Genomic DNA, 16,723 nt, shown 5'->3' on the forward strand with positions numbered 1-16,723 from the left:
GGCTTCGACCTCAGGCGGTGCGGCGGCGGCCCAGCATCCACAGCAGGTAGCCGCCGCCGATCGCGCCCGTGACCACCCCGGTCGGCAGCTGGGCCTGGCCGAACAGCCGCTGCGCCGCCAGGTCGCTGACCACCATCAGCAGCGCCCCCATCGCCGCGCTCGCCCAGATCGGCGGCCCGGCCACCCCGGTCAGCCGCCTGGCCAGCTGCGGCGCGGTCAGCGCCACGAACAGGATCGGCCCGGCCGTCGCGATGGCCACGCAGGTCAGCGCGCTCGCGCAGGCCAGCGCCGCCAGCCGGGCCCGTTCGGCGCGTACGCCCAGCCCGACGGCGACCTCGTCGCCCATCTCCAGCAGCCGCAGCCGCGAGGACATGGCGGCCAGCACCGGCAGCAGCACCCCGCACGCGATCCAGATCGCCGCGACGTGCCCCCAGCGGCTCCCGGCGACGCTGCCGACCAGCCAGGTCGCCGCCTGGTTGGCCGACCACAGATCGGCCCGGGTGATGAGGTACGCGTTGACCGCGCCGAGCATCGCCGCCACGCAGACCCCGACCAGCACGAACCGGGCGCCGCGCAGCCCGCCGCGGAAGGCCAGCAGGTAGACCGCCACCAGCGCGAGCGCCCCGCCCACCACGGCGGAGCCGGCGATCGCCGCCGAGCCGCCGCCGAGCACCAGGATGCCGAGCAACGCGCCCGTCGCCGCCCCCCGGTCCAGGCCGATGATGTCCGGGCTGCCCAGCGCGTTGCGGGTCAGCGTCTGCAGGACGGCCCCGCCCACCGCCAGCGCCGCCCCGACCCCGAGCGCCACCAGCAGCCGGGGCAGCCGCAGCCGCATCACCACGAACTGCCCGGCCGTGCCGCCGTCGCCGGTCAGCGCCGCGATGACCTGCGCGGGTGAGAGCGGGTAGTCGCCGCTGCCCAGGCTGACCACGCCGACCGCGAGCGTGACCACGACCAGCGCGCAGGTCACGACGGCCGCGCGCAGCGGCAGCAGATACGACCAGCCGCCCGCGCGCAGCGTGAACCGCTTGACCGGGCGTTCCGTCAAGGTCCTGGTCACAGCTCGCCCACCCGCTTCCTGCCGCGCAGCAGCGCGATCAGCACCGGGGCGCCGGCGAACGCCGTGATGATCCCGACCTCCAGCTCGGCCGGCCGTACGATGATCCGGCCGAGGACGTCGCAGGCCAGCAGCAGCGACGGCGCGATCACCATCGAGTACGGCAGCAGCCAGCGCTGGTCGGGGCCGATCAGCGCGCGCACGATGTGCGGCACGGCCAGCCCGAGGAAGAAGATCGGCCCCACCGCCGCCGTCGCCGCCCCGCAGAGCAGCGTCACCGCGGCCACCGCCAGCAGGCGCGCCCGCCCGACGTGGACGCCGAGCGCGCGGGCCGCGTCCTCGCCCAGCGCGAGCGCGTTGAGCGCGGGCCCGAGCGCCAGCGCGAACACCGCCCCGGCCACCAGGAACATCCAGATCTGGCCCAGGGTGGCGGAGTCGACCGCGGCCAGCGAGCCGACCGACCAGAACCGGTAGCGGTGCAGCGTGTCGGAGTCGAGCAGCAGCACCGCCCAGACGATCGACAGGAGCGCGGCGTCGGCCGCGGTGCCGACCAGGGCCAGGCGGATGGGGGTGGCGCCGCCGTACCCGCGCGAACCCAGTGTGTAGACCAGCACGGTGGCTGCCGCGGCGCCCGCGAACGCGAACCACACGGAGCCCCGCAGGTCGGTCAGCCCGAAGACGGCGAAGGCGAGCGCCACGCCCGTGGCCGCGCCCGCGTTGACGCCGAGGATGCCCGGGTCGGCGAGCGGGTTGCGGGTCAGGGACTGCATGATCGCGCCGGCCAGGCCGAGCGCCGCCCCCACCCCCAGGCCGACGAGGGTGCGTGGCACCCGCAACTCCCAGATCGCGGTCACCCCTTCCGCGCCCTCGCGGCGCAGCAGCGCGTCGATGAGGGCGGATGGGGAGAGCTCGGCCGAGCCCAGCGCGACGCTCGCCGCGCAGACGGCCGCCAGCACCGCCAGGGCAAGGGTGAGGTTGCGCGCGTGGGCGGTGCGGCCTTTCCGGACGGTGAGGGACGTCACGTCACCTTAGGTTAGCCAAGCCTTATCCCAATGGCGAGGGATCTGACAGGTGCGCTGCCTTGAGTCCGAGATGGACCACCAGGCGGTCGTCTCCGTCGTCCAGGTCGCGGTTGAGCGCGCGCTCGGCCTTGCCGAGCCGGTAGTAAAGCGTCTGGCGGTGCACGCCCAGCTCCGCCGCCGCCTTCTGGGCGTGCCCGCCCAGGTCGAGGTACGTCTCGACGGTCCTGGCCAGTTCCCCGTCCAGGCCAGCCACCTCCGCGGCCAGCTCCCGCAGGTCGGCCCGGCCCAGGCGGGCCAGCAGCCGGTGCACGCCCAGGTCCTCCCAGCGGGCGACCGGGGCGAACCGGGTGAAGTGCTCGGCGATGCGCAGCGCCTGCTGGGCCTCCCGCCAGCTCTGCCAGGCGTCGGCCGGGTCCTGCCGGGGGGCGCCGATGCCGGCGGCGGTGCCGTACACACTCTGGAGGGTCTGCGCGACCTCGGCGGCCAGGTGCGCGGGGGACAGCAGCGCCACCGGCGAGCCCGCGAGGGCGAGCACGCCGCGCGGGAGGGTCCAGAGGGCGGCCACGCGGTCGGGCGACTCCCTGACGGCCAGCGCGGCCACCGGGCCCGGCATTCCGGTCGAGGCGGTGGCGCGCTCCTCGGGGTCGGCCGAGAGCAGGGCGCGCAGCCCGCGCCCGGCGTCCCGGCGGCTGCGCGACTCGTGCGCCAGCGCGCTCGCGGCCCGCGCGACCAGGCCGCCGGCGCGGGCGAGCACCTCGTCGGACAGGGCGCCGGAGTCGAGCAGCCAGAGGTAGCCGTAGGTCACCTCGCGATGGCGCAGCGGCCAGCAGATGCGCGGCTTCAGGTCGTGGTCGGCGGGGATGCGGACGGGGCCGTGCGCCTTGGCGATGCCGAAGCGCTCGAAGTAGTCGCGCACCTCGCCCGTGGCGCGGCGGCGCAGGATCGACTCCTGGCGGACCGCGTCGATCTCCCCGTGCTGCGCGTTGTAGGCCAGCAGGCGGAACGAACGGTCCTCCAGCGTCGCGGAAGCCCCGAGAACGCGGGCTATCTCGTCGGCGGTCTCCTGAAGATCGGCGGTGTTGTGCATTTGTATGACAGCCTGCCACATCCCGCGTTACGGACGTCGATGGCTGCGGTCTGAACAGGAGTTTTAGGCTGGATGCATGCTCGGTCAACTGCTACTCGCCACGTCGCGGAGCAGGCTCGTACGCCGCTCCGTGTCCGGCTTCCCGCTCACCCGCAAGGTGGTCGACCGCTTCGTCGCCGGCGAGAGCGCCCAAGAGGCGCGCGCGGCGATCGAGCGGCTGGTCGACGGCGGGCTGACCGTCACCGTCGACCATCTCGGCGAGCAGACCCATGACGCGAGCGCCGCCGCGGCCACCGCCAAGGCCTACGTGACACTGCTGGAGACGTTGCGCCCGCTGGAGCTCGGCGAGCGCGGGGAGGTGTCGGTCAAGCTGTCGGCCGTCGGTCAGGAGCTCTCCGACGACCTGGCCCTGGAGCACGTGCGCGACATCTGCGCCGCCGCGGCCGCCAACGGCTCGACCGTGACGCTCGACATGGAGGACCACACCACCGTCGACTCGACGCTGGGCATCCTGCGCAAGCTGCGCGAGGAATACCCGTCGACCGGGGTCGCGATCCAGGCATACCTGTTCCGCAGCGAGGACGACCTGCGCGAGCTTTCCGCCGAGGGCTCGCGGGTGCGGCTGGTCAAGGGCGCGTACAACGAGCCCGCCTCGGTCGCCCACCAGGGCAAGGCCGAGGTGGACAAGGCGTACGTGCGATGCCTGCGGATCCTCATGGCGGGGAAGGGATACCCCATGGTGGCGACGCACGACGACCGCCTGATCTCCATCACCGAGCTGCTGGCCGACCGCTTCGGCCGCGCGATCGGCGACTACGAGTACCAGATGCTCTACGGGATCAGGACCGACAGGCAGGAGGCCCTGGCCGGAGCGGGCCACACGGTCCGCGTCTACGTGCCCTACGGCGACGACTGGTACGGCTACTTCATGCGCCGTCTCGCCGAACGCCCCGCCAACGTCGCCTTCTTCCTTCGTGCCCTTGGAGGCAAGTAAATGGACGCCATCAGCAACGTTCCCGCTCCGGCCAACGAGCCGGTGTACGGCTACGCCCCGGGCAGCGCCGAGCGCACCGCCTTGGAGAACCGGATCAAGGAGCTGGCAGGCAGCTCCATCGACCTGCCCATGACCATCGACGGGAAGTCCCGCATGGGCGGCGGCGCGCCGATCGACGTGGTGCAGCCGCACAACAAGGCCTCCGTCCTGGGGCGTACCAACGACGCTACGGCCCAGGACGTGAAGGACGCGGTGGACGCGGCGCTGCGCGCCGCTCCCGCGTGGCGGGAGCTGTCGTTCGACGAGCGGGCGGCGGTCTTCCTGAAGGCGGCCGACCTGCTGGCCGGGCCGTGGCGGGCGACGCTGAACGCGGCGACCGTGCTGGGGCAGTCGAAGTCGGCGCAGCAGGCGGAGATCGACGCGGCCTGTGAGCTGATCGACTTCCTGCGCTTCAACGTGGCCTACGCCCGGCAGCTCTACGCCGACCAGCCCGTCTCCTCGCCCGGTGTCTGGAACCGGATGGAGTACCGGCCGCTGGAGGGCTTCGTCCTGGCGATCACGCCGTTCAACTTCACCGCCATCGCCGGAAATTTGCCGACTTCTGCCGCTTTGATGGGCAATGTCGTCGTCTGGAAGCCTTCGCCCACGCAGCAGTTCGCCGCGCACTTCACGATGAAGCTGCTGGAGGAGGCCGGTCTGCCGCCGGGCGTCATCAACCTCGTCACCGGCAACGGCGCCGCCGTCTCCGAGGCCGCCCTGACCCACCCCGCGCTCGCCGGCATCCACTTTACCGGCTCCACCGCGACCTTCCAGCACCTGTGGGCGACCATCGGCGCCAACATCACCGGCTACCACGGCTACCCGCGCCTGGTCGGCGAGACCGGCGGCAAGGACTTCGTCCTGGCCCACCCCTCCGCCGACCCCGCCGTGCTCACCACCGCGCTGATCCGCGGCGCGTTCGAGTACCAGGGCCAGAAGTGCTCGGCCGCCTCGCGCACCTACATCCCGCGCTCGGTCTGGAACCACATCAAGGACGACCTGGTGGGCACCGCCGAGTCGCTGACCGTGGGCGACGTGGCCGCCGACCTGTCGACGTTCATGGGCGCCGTCATCGACGAGCGCGCCTTCGCCAAGCACAAGGCGGCGATCGACCGGGCCCGCGCGTCGGCCGGCATCGAGGTGCTGACCGGCTCCTACGACGACTCCACCGGATATTTCGTGAAGCCGACCATCCTGGTGTCGGACGACCCGACCGACGAGATCTTCGTCAAGGAGTACTTCGGCCCGATCCTCGGCGTCCACGTCTACGACGACGCCGCCTACGACAGCGTCCTGGACCAGATGGAGTCCGTCTCGCCGTACGCGCTGACCGGCTCGATCATCGCCCAGGACCGCTACGCCGTCGCCTCGGCCAGCGAGAAGCTCCGCTTCGCCGCCGGGAACTTCTACGTCAACGACAAGCCCACCGGCGCGGTCGTCGGGCAGCAGCCCTTCGGCGGCGCCCGCGCCTCGGGCACCAACGACAAGGCCGGCTCGATCTTCAACCTGATCCGCTGGGTGAACGCCCGCACGATCAAGGAGACGTTCGTCCCGCCGGTCGACCACCGCTATCCCCATATGGGCTGACCTGCCGGCCCATCGACGTACGCCCCCGGTTCCTGTGCTGCTCCGGGGGCGTACGCCGTTTCGTCAGTCGTCGCCGAACAGGGCGAGGAACTCCAGCATCTTGACGATGTCCGCCTTGAGTTCGTCGTCGGGCAGATCGTCTCCGGAGAAGGAATACTTTCCCTTGAATTTCTTGGGCGCCTCGGAGGGCTTGACCTCTGTTTCGTTGATGGTGAAGAAGTAGTTTCCGTTGTTCGTGCCGCCCGTAATGGTGAGATGGGCGCTGTTGAAATAGAAACTCTCGTCCGAGCCGCCCATCGGGCTGAGGCTGATGTGGCCGTTGTACCACTTGCCCTTCATCTTGTACTGGAGTCCCTCCAGGAAGGACTGGTCGCCGCTGCCGCCGTCCGTGCGCGTCTTGCCTTCGGCTATGCGGAGCGAGGGGAAGGACCACGCGTCCCAGTCGAAGGTTTTGAACGTGGTGATCGCCTGCGAGATCGTACGGGTGGAACGTTCCTGTACGCCGTCGGTCACGTCGACTCCTTTGTCGCCACGGGGAAACAAGAAATGCGCTCGACGCATCGTGCGCCGCGCTCACATTCTCGTCAAGAGTCCTTTCTGGACGCCCTGGCGTACCACTCGTGGAGTGGGGCCGGGTCCTCGGGCGGGAGCCAGCCGTTGACGATCGCGAGCAGGGTCAGATAGCGGGTCCAGCGTGGGTCGCCGGCCGCCTCCATGAGCGGGTTGCCCGTCTCCACGAGGTCCTTGGCCTCCGGTGATGCCGGGTCGACTCCGGCCGCCATGGCCTGCCGTACCTGGGAGCGGATGATCACGACCGGACCGGGGCGGGGCACGGACGCGCCCGCTTCGTGGTGTTCGGCCAGAAAGCGCACGGCGGCGCGGAAGCCGGGGTCCTGGGTGAGTTCGGCCAGTTCGACCCAGGCTTCGACCTGCTCGACCTCGGGGTCGTCGGGGAGTTCCGGGGTGAGGTTGCGGCGGACTCCGGCGTGGACGCCGGTGAGCGTCGCGTCGAGGAAGTCGTCGATCAGCCGGCGCCGCTCGTCCTCGGAAAGTCTGGCTAGTTTGTGCATGATATCCGTCTCCTCAGGGGTGGATCCACGTCTGGCGACCGCTCTCAGCACCGCGCGCCGCAGCCGCAGCGTGCGCATCTGGACCTCCAGCGCCTCGGCGTGCGCGGCGGCGACCTCGGGCAGCGACAGCTCCCGGTCCACGACCTTGCGGATCGTGGCCAGGTTCAGGCCGAGTTCGCGCAGCGTGCGCACGAGGTCCAGGCGGGCCAGGGCGTCGAGGTCGTAGAGCCGGTAACCGGCGTGGCTGCGTCCTGACGGCGGCACGATCCCCTTGTCGGAGTAGAACCGCACGGTCTTGACCGTCAGTCCGGTACGGCGCGCGAGGTCGCCGATCGTGTAGCCGTCCATGCCGTTCACCCTCGCGCCTCCCCTTGGTGGAGACTCAAGTTACCCTCGCGGCTATGACGAAAGTCCTGATCACCGGCATGTCCGGCACCGGGAAGTCCGCCGCCCTGCGGCTGCTGGGCGAGCGCGGCCACCGTACGGTCGACACCGACTACGGCCCGTGGAACCACTGGGTGACCGGCGAGGACGGCGAGCGCGAGTGGGTGTGGCGCGAGGACGCCATCGCGGACCTGCTGGCCGGGCACCGCGAGGGCGGGCTGTTCGTGTCGGGCTGCACCTCCAACCAGGTCACCTTTTATCCGGACTTCGACCACATCGTCCTATTGAGCGCGCCCGCCGACGTCATCCTGGCCCGCGTCGCCGCCCGGACGGACAACCCGTACGGCAAGCGCCCCGAGGAGCGCCAGGAGATCCTCGACAACCTGGCCATGATCGAACCACTCCTCCGCACCGGCGCCACGCTGGAGATCGACACCCGTGCCCCGTTGGACGAGGTCGTCGCCCGGCTGGAGGCCCTCACTCGAGCGAAGTAAAGAAAAGTAGACATGATGTCGAGTTTGCTTTACCTTGACAGCATGACGATGAAGGCGATCACGCAGGACCGGTACGGCAGCGCCGACGTCCTGGGCATGACCGAGCTGCCCCGCCCGGTTCCCGGCGACGGGCAGGTGCTGGTGCGGGTGAGGGCGGCCGGGGTCGACGCCGGGGTCGTTCATCTCATGAAGGGCGAGCCGTACCTCATCAGGCCCATGCTCGGGCTGCGCGCGCCCAGGAACCGGGTGCGCGGCAGCGACCTCGCGGGCGTCGTCGAGGCGGTGGGCGCCGGTGTGAGCGGGTTCAAGGCAGGTGACGCGGTGTTCGGCGTCTGCGACGCGGCCTTCGCCGAGTACGCCGTCGCCCGGCAGGACAAGCTCGCCGCGAAGCCCGGCGAGGTGGGGTTCGAGGAGGCGGCCGCCCTGCCGTCCTCCGGGGTCACGGCGCTGCAGGCGGTGCGCGGGCGGGTCACACCCGGGCAGAAGGCGCTGGTCATCGGGGCCGGGGGCGGGGTCGGGAGCTTCGCGGTCCAGCTCGCCAAGGACCTCGGTGCGGACGTCACCGGGGTGTGCGGCCCTGACAAGGCCGAGCTGGTGCGGTCGCTGGGGGCCGGGCACGTGATCGACTACACCCGTCAGGACGTCACCGCCGGTTCGATCCGCTACGACCTCATCGTGGACACCGCGGGCAACCGGTCGCTGTCGCGGCTGCGCCGGGTCCTGGCGCCGCGGGGCCACCTCGTCATCGTCGGCGGGGAGGGCGGCGGGCGGTGGCTGAGCGGTCTGCAGCGGCAGTTGCGGGCGGCGCTGCTCAACCTGGTCACCGGGCAGACCCTCTACGCCCTGTTCGCCGTCACCCGGGCCGAGGACCTGCGTGAGCTGGCCTCGCTTGCCGCCTCCGGACGGGTCAGGCCGGTGATCAGCCGCACGTACCCACTGGAGGAGGCGGCCCGAGCGGTCGGGGAGGTGGCGGGCGGGCACGGACGAGGCAAGATCGTCGTGACCATCGGCACCGCCTGACCAGCGCGGCCCCGGTAACCTTCCTGGCGGAACCCCCTTTCCCGCTGAGGAGAAACACCCGCCCATGGGCGCCAACCACTCGCACGGCCCCGCCGTACCCCCGTCGAAGAGAGCGGTGCTGGCGGCGCTCGCCGTGCTGGTTCCGCTGGCGGTCGCGACCGTCGCCGCGCTCGTGTGGTTGTGGCCCTCACCTCCCGAGGCGCCCGCCTCGCCGGAAAGCGGCCTGGCCCGCTACACCGCCACCATCCAGGCCATCACCCTGACCCCGTGCCCGGAGGAGCCGCCGATCGACGGCGGTCAGAAGCTCCCCCCGCCGGACCCCGCCACCTGCGGCGACGCCGTGGTCAAGCTCACCAGCGGCCCCAACCTCGGCAAGGACACCAAGCTCCAGCTGCCCAGCGGGCCCGGCGCGCAGGTCTTCCACGCCGGCGACGACGTCATCGTGCTCTACGCGCCCGAGCCCACGCTCGACGTGTCGCCGTACCGGCTGTCCGACCATGACCGCTCGACGCCGCTGTGGTTGTTCGGCGCCGCGTTCGCGCTGGCCGTCGTGGCGTTCGGGCGGTGGCGGGGGCTGAGCGCGCTGTTCGGGCTGGGGGTGACGTTCGCGGTGCTGCTGCTGTTCGTCCTGCCCGGCATCCTGGACGGCAAGCCGCCGCTGCTCGTGGCGATCGTGGGGTCGGCGGCCATCATGCTGACGGTGTTGTTCCTGACCCACGGCTTCACGCTGCCGACCGCCATGGCCGTCCTGGGCACCCTGACCAGCCTGGTGATCACCGGCGCCCTGTCGTACGTGTCACTCGACCTGGCCCACCTGGCCGGCATCACCGACGAGGCCGCCTTCAACCTCGGCATGAGCTACAACATCGACACCCAGGGCCTGCTGCTGGCCAGCATCATCATCGGCTCGCTCGGCGTCCTGGACGACGTCACCGTCACCCAGGCCGTGACCGTGGCCGAACTCTCCCACGCCAATCCCGGGTACGGCTTCCGCCGCCTCTACCGCGCCGGCGGCCGGGTCGGCCGGGCCCACATCGCCTCGGTCATCAACACCATCATCCTGGCCTACGCCGGGGCGTCGCTGCCGCTGCTCCTGCTGATCAGCGTGGGACGCGAGCCGCTGGGGCAGGTCCTCACGAACCCGGTGATCGCCCAGGAGATCGTCCGCAGCGTGGTGGGCACGCTGGGGCTGATCTCGGCCGTCCCGATCACCACCGCGCTGGCCGCCCTGGTGGCCCGCCGTACCGCCGGCACCGACCACCCCACCCCGCCCCCGCGCCGCCGACGCCACGCCGCCCACTCCTGACGACCTCTAGAACCCCAGAAGCTGCAGCGCCTCGCTCACCTTGCCGAGGTCGACCCGGGCGCCGAGCAGTCCGAGGATGAATCCGCCGACGAGCCACCGGACCCGCGCCGACACCGTGAGCCTGACGCTGACCTGTAGGAGAGACTCATCACTCGCCTGGGTGGGCCGGGCCATCAGGCACCCGCCTGGAGGTGCTCGGGGCGCTGCTTCGGGGCTGGGCGCAGCCAACGGGCCAGCCGGTACTGGTACATCAGGCTCGAGCCCGTGGGCGACAGCGGCCGGAGTTCGTAGTGTTCGCGACGTTCGAGCAGCCGATGTTCGCGAAGGGCGGTCAGGCCGCGTTGCGCCGTGTCCTCGGACCAGCCATACCAGCGCTGCATCATGCTGCCCGGGAACGTGGACCAGGGCTTCTCGCGGGCTACGGTGAGGAGCATGGCCATGGCCGGGAGGTCGAGCTTGGCGTCCCAGCCACGACGCCAGAAGGCGACCGGGAGTTGAAGATAGCGGTCTTTGTCGGCGATGCCCGGCCGGGTGTACGTATCTCCGCTCCCGTCCTCGCGGAGCAGGGTGACCTGAATGTCGGTGACACGCCGCCCTCTGGCCCGCCGGATGAGGCGACGATCCTCCAATCGGCCGAGCGCGCGCCAAGCCGCCGTCCGCGCGCTCTGCTCGGTGGCCGTCTCGTGCGCGTCGAGCAACCGTGCCCAGACCAGGCTGTCGAGGCTGGTCGTCCATCCGTCGTCGTTCTCGCCGCTGCTGGCGGCCACCACCATCAGGTACGCCCGCAGCCCGCGCAGGTCCTTGTTCTTCACGAAGACGTGCAGGGGGCCGTGCCGGGGTTCTTGCCCCGGCTCCTTCTGCACGAACGTCTTGCGGAGCGGGACCGCGGAGCGGATGGTCCTCTTGAGCAACGCGTCGCGGGTTTCGCGTCCGGTGGGTGCGGCGGGAGGTTTCGTGGTGATGTCCATGCCGACCATTGCGCCAGATGTCAGCCCATCCACGCAACCGACCAGCCTGGCTCAGGCGGACGATCTGGCGGTGGTAATAGAGAGGAAAGTGAAAGGCCTGCATGAGAGAGCCAAGCTGAGAGATCCTCTTGTGGAGGACCGGGCAGGACACCGATGACGCCGTGGCGGGCAGGGCCGGCAGGCGGGGCGGAACGGGGAGTGCGGACTCGCGCTCCGCGCCGACCAGCTCGGCGGAGGCGGCCGAGCCGACTCCTACCGGCCGGTGAGGGCGCGGATCTCCGCGTCGAGCGCCGCCCAACGGGCCGTGTCGAGGGCGGATCGAGCACTGGCCAGGGCGTCGAAGTTGGTTGCGTCACCCTCGGCCGCGCGGGCCGCCGCCCGGATGGCCAGACCCGCGTGCAACTGCTGGGCCTCGCCTGATTCCTGCCATTCGCCGCACAGGTCGTACAGCGCATCCAGTTGCGCCGAGTCGTCGTCCAACCCGGTCGGCATCCGCCCGGCCACGGTCGCGAGGACCGCGCGGCGGACGTCGAGGGGGAGCGACCGCAGGAACGTGTCCCGCTCGGGATCGGTGTGGGCGAACGGCGGTAGCAGCGGCGGTGCTGCGGGGGAGGGGTGGTCGAGGATGAAGGCGCGCCGGGTGTCCTCGAACCAGGCCGCGTCCAGTCGCGCTCCGGTGGCGGCGTCGACGGCCGCCATGGCGGCGGCCCGCACCGTGAACCGATCGTCGGCGCGGCGCGCGTCGTCCAGCGCGGAGAAGTCCGCGGCGGGGGCGGCGTTCTCGTCGAACTCCCGCCACCGGCGGATCACCGCCCCGTCGGCGGCCTGCGTGACCTGGACGCCGGAACGCGGCCCCCAGGACACGCTCCACACCCGCGCGTCGCGCGACAGGCGGGCCAGGACCTCGGGCTCGTCCAGGTAGGCGCTGCCCATGGTCTCCACCAGTGCGTCCCCGTCGGTGAACACCACGGGGAGTGGGGCCAGGTTGGCGGGATCCTCGCGTACGTCCAGGTCACGGACCTCGGGAAGGGCGCCGGGCGACAGGCGCCGGACGAGGTCGGCGTCGTCGCCCGCCTGGACGACGGTCCAGCACAGGCCGTCCGCCTGAAGCCACTGCTGCTCGTGCAGCAGATCCCGATAGTGATCGATGCCGGGCATGGAGGGATCTCCTCGGGTGGGGGACCGGGGAACCGCCTGACGGCGGCTCCCCGGATTCTACTTACGGATCACGCACAGGCACGCCGCACAAAGCGGCCTTTCCGAGTTGAGTGCCCATGCCTGTTTCGTCGAAGCTGATGGTGAACGTGTCTCCCACCAGGATCCGGTCCTTCGAGTAGTAGTGGGTCTCCATCAATCGCCCGGCCGCGCCGTTGTCCCTCTTGTCCACCGGGCAGAGCGACAGCATGCCCGTCCCCTCGGTGCGGGCGTTGGTCCGCTCCCGCGTGGAGGCGAAGGGATACTCGTCGCATTCCTTGTCGTTGCCCGAATAGCCCGGCCACATGCGGTTGCAGGTTCGGTTCGTATTGCCTTGGTTCGTATCTCGGATGTTCTGGTATTCGCGATGAAGCACATTCTCGGCCGGAGGTATCTCGGGATGACCGCAACCGGCTATTTTCTTGTCGGACTTCGTGGGATACGTCTCGGTCCCGGGTCTCTTGCAGGCGTTCCAATAATGGTTGAACGCCTCGTTGTAGCCCTTGTCCCAGTGGAGTTTCACCCACGAGGTGGCCTTGTGGAAGATGCATCCGCCCTTGTAACGCACGTAGCTCGCCGAGTCGCAGCGGACGTAGCCGCCGATGCCCGAACGGTCGGCGTTGGAGACGTACCTGTAGGCCACGCCAGGCCAAGTGGGGAAGTTCGCGTAGGCCTTGAGCGAGCCGAACGTCACCTTCTCCGCGTTGGGAATCGACACCTTGTGGTGGGCGTCGGGACCCCATCGGACCGTTCTGTTGACCGAGTGGGGGTCGCCCGAGCAGCGGAACCGGAACGTGGCCCTTCCGTCGAGCTTCCACCCCGAGACCGTGAGGCTCTTGTGGTTGGAGACCGGAGTGCCGTTCCAGGTGCTGACGTGGGTGCAGTAGGGCTTGTTCCCGATGTCCATGCCCAGCACCATCGTGTGGTTCAACGGCATGGTGCCGTAGGTCCGCTGGTCGTAGACGTAGGCCTCCACCAGGATGTCCCGGGGTTCGACCTTGCTTCTCGCCGCCGCGGTCTTGCCGGTGAAGGTGTAGCCGATCAGCATCACCTTCGCCTTGTAGTAGTCCTGCGTCAGAGGCGGCCCCTGCCCGGAGGTTCCCTGGTAGCGTTCCTGAACCGCCTCGACCTTGCCGATCTGGCACCACGAGAAGTGGTTCTTGATCCAGCCCTTGACCCGGCCGGCCAGGGCCTGGTTGTTGTAGCAGTCCTGGGTGGTGATGCGGTCGTAGATGCCCGCGGCCTTCGGCGGCGGGGTGTCGCCGACGGGAGGTATGGCGGCCGCCGAGGTCGTCTTGGCCACCGGGCTTCGCTGCTTGCCCACGGTCATGTTCTGCCAGGCCGACCACGGGCTCGACGTGCCGTCCACGCTCGCCCGCGCGCGCCAGCGCACCTTCCAGCCGTCGTGCAGCCTGCCTTCCGGTACGCGCACCATGCCCGGTCTGCCCGACGAGACTCCGGTGTCCGTACCTGACCAGATCAGGCCCCTGCCCTGAGCGGGCGCTGACGGGTCGTGGGCCACTTCGAAGCGGACGGCGGGCCGTCGCCGCAGCGGATCGTCCGGCACCGCGATCAGATGAGGCGTCCTGGTCTGGCTGAATCCGGTGCCCGAGGGCTTACCCCATGTCCTGCTCACCTTGGGGCCGTCGGCGCGAGCCGTCGCTCGTGAGTTCGGCGCGGGCGGCGAGAACGTCTCGAAGACCCAGCTGTAGGCGGCCATGGCGTTGCCCGCCGTGTCCTCGGCCTGAGTGATCTCCGCCAGGTAGTACCCGTCCAGCGTGCTCGAGGGTGTGAAGGTGAACTGCTTGCCGTCGGAGCTCATGCCGGCCCGGCCGGTCACGGGCTCTTCCGAGAAGAGGTCGTACAGGCTGAACCGCACGTCCCGCACCGCTTCGCTGAAGGTCGCCTTCACCTGCGCGTCCGCCGGCACGCCTGTGGCGTCGTTCTCGGGATCGGTGGAGAGGACCGTGGGGGGCGTCGTGTCGGGTCCGGGCGGGTCCGTCGGCGTCGGCCCCGACCCGCCGGTGTAGGTCACCTCGAGGATGGGCGGCTCCGCATCCGCGGCGTCCGCTTCGGCGGAGTCGAAGCCGCGATCGTAGAGCGGAGCGGTGGGCGACTCGTCCGCTCCCTGGAGCACGAATCCGTGGTTCGCCTGACCGCCGGCCCAGCTTTGGACGATGGCCGTCACGTCCCACGTCCAGATGGCTCCCGAACTGCTTCCCGTGCAGGTCTCAGGGTCACGTGCCGTCGCCTGGCCTTCCGCGGTCGCGGACGGCTTGTTGCCCCAGGTGAGCGTGGCCGGGCTCCACGAGGAGACCACCCTCTGGGCCACGATTCCGGAGGCGGCCGTCCCGCAGCCGTAGGTGCTGTTGTTGCGCAGTTTCAGCGTGGCGCCGGTGACACGTTTCCCCGTGAGGGCACCGGTGTCGAAGTCGAGGTAGGTGCGTTCGTTGATTTCCTGGTACCGGCCGGTCCAGAGCGTCGCGCCGGTCGGTCCCTGGGAGTTCTCGTCGTCGATCCAGGTGTCGTCGCGCACGGGAAGGGAGACGGTGGTGGGCTGTGACGTCTCGGTTCCCGTGGTGAAGGACCAGGTGTGCGGAGCGGCGATCGTGTTTCCCGCGTTGTCCGCCGCGCCACCGGCCGCGGCCGTGTATCCGGTCTGCGGGCTCAAGGGCGCCGAGGCGGTGAAGGTCCAGGTGTCGCTCTCGGGGCTGGACGTCGTCGTGCCCGCGACCGGGGTGCCGCCGGGCCCCTTCACCTGCAGGACGACATCGTGCACGGGTTCGCTGAACTGCACGCGGACCGGGCTGTCGACGGGTGTGTCCGTCGCGTCCGGCAGCGGCAGGGTGGTGTTCACGACCGGTGGCGTGGTGTCAGGTTCCGGCGTCGGGGTCGGTTCGACGGGGTCGACGTCCGGGTCCTCGCCGGTGAAATCGGGCGGAACCTCGAACTGCTCACCGTCCTGCTCTCGGGCGTCCAATGCCTGTTCGTCGGTAAGGTCCTCGACGGCGGGTTGCGATGACGTGGCCCGCCCGAGTTCAGGATCGTCGATGACGGCCTGGATGTTCTGACGTCCCTCCAGGCCGGGCTCGTCGTCGAAGAACCAGCCCACCGCGTTCAACTCGGTCACGGGCGCCGGGGTGTACTCGATGAACAGGACGGGGCCGCGGGGGGTGAACGGGTAGGTGTCGTAACCGCCGTATTCGTCGGAGCGGTAATAGCGCCAGTTCTGCGGGCTGTCGGGTTCGATGACGGAGTTGAGGCGAACGCCGAGGTCGGGGGTGCCGTTCATCCAGGCCTGGACGATGAGCTCGATGGAGTAGTAGAGCTCGCCTTCGCCTTCGGGGCAGCGGGTGGCGCTGTAGGCGCCGCGGTTGGCGACGTGGCCGGACAGCACGGTGGAGGGCTGGTTGTTCCAGCTGATCGTGCCGGTGCTCCAGGGGCTGGTGACGCGTTGCAGGTCGATGCCGGGGCTGTCGGTGTCACTGCAGGTGTGGGAGTCCTGGTTGTGCAGGCGCAGGTCGGCGTTGTGGACCGTGCCGCCTTCCAGCGGGGTCCCGCTGATGTGGAAGTTGATGTACGTGCGGTGCGTACGGGTGCCGCTGTGTGACTTGCCGGCCAGCAGCCACGGCAGGGTGGCGTTGGCGCTGCCGCTGGGCAGCACGTTCGACACGTGGGTGTCCCCGGCGATGCCGGTGCCCTCCCATGTCTCGGACAGAGTCGTGACGGTGACCGGATAGACCGTGGCCGGGTCGTTCAGGAAGGCCGCGGACGCTGTATGGACGACACTGTCGCCGGCGATCTTGGCCTCCGCCTGCCCGATTGCACCCTGGTCCGGAGCGGCCAGCGCGGCGGCGTCCATCATCGGCGCGGCGGCCAGGTCGGCGACCTCCTTGCCCTTGGCGTCCAGCAGGCCGGGCGTCCTGTCGGACCCGGTGCCGAGCTTGAGCCCCTTCGGCAGTCGAAGCGGCGTCCTCAGTTCGAGGCCCTTGGCCGGCCGCTGCCGGATCACCACGTCGTGCCGGAAACCGCTGGGAGTCACGGTCACGACCAGGTCGGCGCCCGGACCGTAGGCGTCACGATAGGTGGCGGTGTTGTCCTTCAGCACGGGCTCGGCCAGTGTCGCCGGGGCCGCGATCGCCGTCCGTCCGGCCGTGTCCGTGTAGCTGGCGGCGGTGCTGTCACCCCCGGCCGACAGCGTGAGATCCCCGAGGCCAACCTTGGGGCGAACCACTCCGCCTTGCTCGACGAGGGTGGTGTCGATCGGTTGCCAAATTCCGTCCTTCTTGGCCCGGATCGGAGTGCTGGACACCTCGGCCTGGACCGTCTTGCCGTTCGGGTTGGCGAAGTACGTTGAGGTCTCCGATCGCAGGGCTTCGATCTCGACCCGCTGGTCGGTCTTTCTGGCTTGCGCGAACGCGGTGGCGGTCGGATTTTCCGAAGGCGCCGCCGAAGGTGCGGACGGCGGAGGTTCCTGTGCCTGCGCGGGTCCTGTCACCAG

14 protein-coding genes are annotated in these 16,723 nt (G+C 70.3%); 5 read left to right on the forward strand and 9 right to left on the reverse strand.

All coding sequences use genetic code 11. The annotated features are described in order from the left end of the window. Positions 1-10: 10 nt before the first annotated feature. From HNR40_RS14680 to HNR40_RS14690, 3 genes are read right to left on the reverse strand one after another with little or no spacing between them, the layout of a single operon-like run. Positions 11-1,060: a FecCD family ABC transporter permease gene (locus HNR40_RS14680; RefSeq protein ID WP_184961343.1), complete on the reverse strand. Its 1,050-nt coding sequence runs from the start codon at positions 1,058-1,060 to the stop codon at positions 11-13. Then, complete coding sequence (locus HNR40_RS14685) at positions 1,057-2,079, reverse strand: FecCD family ABC transporter permease (RefSeq protein WP_184961344.1); 1,023 nt, start codon at positions 2,077-2,079, stop codon at positions 1,057-1,059. The genes HNR40_RS14680 and HNR40_RS14685 overlap by 4 nt, the downstream gene beginning before the upstream one ends. Before the next feature lie 22 nt (positions 2,080-2,101). Beyond that, on the reverse strand, positions 2,102-3,166 hold the full coding sequence (locus HNR40_RS14690; RefSeq protein ID WP_184961346.1) for a PucR family transcriptional regulator: 1,065 nt from the start codon (positions 3,164-3,166) through the stop codon (positions 2,102-2,104). Between the two features lie 76 nt (positions 3,167-3,242). Between HNR40_RS14690 and HNR40_RS14695 the strand changes: the two genes are divergently transcribed. Further along, on the forward strand, positions 3,243-4,160 hold the full coding sequence (locus HNR40_RS14695) for a proline dehydrogenase family protein (protein ID WP_184961348.1): 918 nt from the start codon (positions 3,243-3,245) through the stop codon (positions 4,158-4,160). After that, positions 4,161-5,786: an L-glutamate gamma-semialdehyde dehydrogenase gene (gene pruA, locus HNR40_RS14700; protein WP_184961351.1), complete on the forward strand. Its 1,626-nt coding sequence runs from the start codon at positions 4,161-4,163 to the stop codon at positions 5,784-5,786. It begins immediately after the preceding gene. A 63-nt stretch (positions 5,787-5,849) separates the two neighbouring features. Here pruA and HNR40_RS14705 read toward each other — a convergent pair whose 3' ends face one another. Both HNR40_RS14705 and HNR40_RS14710 read right to left on the reverse strand, forming a co-directional pair. Next, the gene (locus HNR40_RS14705) at positions 5,850-6,299 is read right to left on the reverse strand and encodes a hypothetical protein (RefSeq protein WP_184961353.1); all 450 of its coding nucleotides are present in this window, start codon (positions 6,297-6,299) and stop codon (positions 5,850-5,852) included. 71 nt (positions 6,300-6,370) lie between these two features. Next, complete coding sequence (locus HNR40_RS14710) at positions 6,371-7,204, reverse strand: MerR family transcriptional regulator (RefSeq protein WP_184961355.1); 834 nt, start codon at positions 7,202-7,204, stop codon at positions 6,371-6,373. Positions 7,205-7,257: 53 nt separating this feature from the next. Between HNR40_RS14710 and HNR40_RS14715 the strand changes: the two genes are divergently transcribed. From HNR40_RS14715 to HNR40_RS14725, 3 genes are all read left to right on the forward strand, one after another. Then, positions 7,258-7,734 carry an ATP-binding protein gene (locus HNR40_RS14715; RefSeq protein WP_184961357.1) on the forward strand — a complete coding sequence of 159 codons (477 nt, stop codon included), beginning with the start codon at positions 7,258-7,260 and terminating at the stop codon, positions 7,732-7,734. 42 nt (positions 7,735-7,776) lie between these two features. Then, complete coding sequence (locus tag HNR40_RS14720; protein WP_246509041.1) at positions 7,777-8,754, forward strand: NAD(P)-dependent alcohol dehydrogenase; 978 nt, start codon at positions 7,777-7,779, stop codon at positions 8,752-8,754. 64 nt (positions 8,755-8,818) lie between these two features. Continuing rightward, the gene (locus tag HNR40_RS14725) at positions 8,819-10,060 is read left to right on the forward strand and encodes a YibE/F family protein (protein WP_184961359.1); all 1,242 of its coding nucleotides are present in this window, start codon (positions 8,819-8,821) and stop codon (positions 10,058-10,060) included. Positions 10,061-10,066: 6 nt separating this feature from the next. On the opposite strand, the gene HNR40_RS14730 is transcribed toward HNR40_RS14725, so the two are convergent. The 4 genes from HNR40_RS14730 to HNR40_RS14745 form a co-directional block, all read right to left on the reverse strand. Continuing rightward, the gene (locus HNR40_RS14730) at positions 10,067-10,234 is read right to left on the reverse strand and encodes a hypothetical protein (RefSeq protein ID WP_184961361.1); all 168 of its coding nucleotides are present in this window, start codon (positions 10,232-10,234) and stop codon (positions 10,067-10,069) included. Next, entirely contained in the window at positions 10,234-11,028 is a 795-nt protein-coding gene (locus HNR40_RS14735) for a hypothetical protein (protein WP_246509042.1), read from the reverse strand. Before HNR40_RS14735 ends, HNR40_RS14730 begins: the two co-directional genes overlap by 1 nt. A 252-nt stretch (positions 11,029-11,280) precedes the next feature. Further along, the gene (locus tag HNR40_RS14740; protein WP_184961364.1) at positions 11,281-12,186 is read right to left on the reverse strand and encodes a hypothetical protein; all 906 of its coding nucleotides are present in this window, start codon (positions 12,184-12,186) and stop codon (positions 11,281-11,283) included. A 61-nt stretch (positions 12,187-12,247) separates the two neighbouring features. Then, positions 12,248-16,720: a DNRLRE domain-containing protein gene (locus HNR40_RS14745; protein ID WP_184961365.1), complete on the reverse strand. Its 4,473-nt coding sequence runs from the start codon at positions 16,718-16,720 to the stop codon at positions 12,248-12,250. Between the last annotated feature and the right edge of the window lie 3 nt (positions 16,721-16,723).

Origin of the sequence: Nonomuraea endophytica (assembly GCF_014203235.1) — a bacterium.
Classification (GTDB): Bacteria; Actinomycetota; Actinomycetes; order Streptosporangiales; family Streptosporangiaceae; genus Nonomuraea; species Nonomuraea endophytica.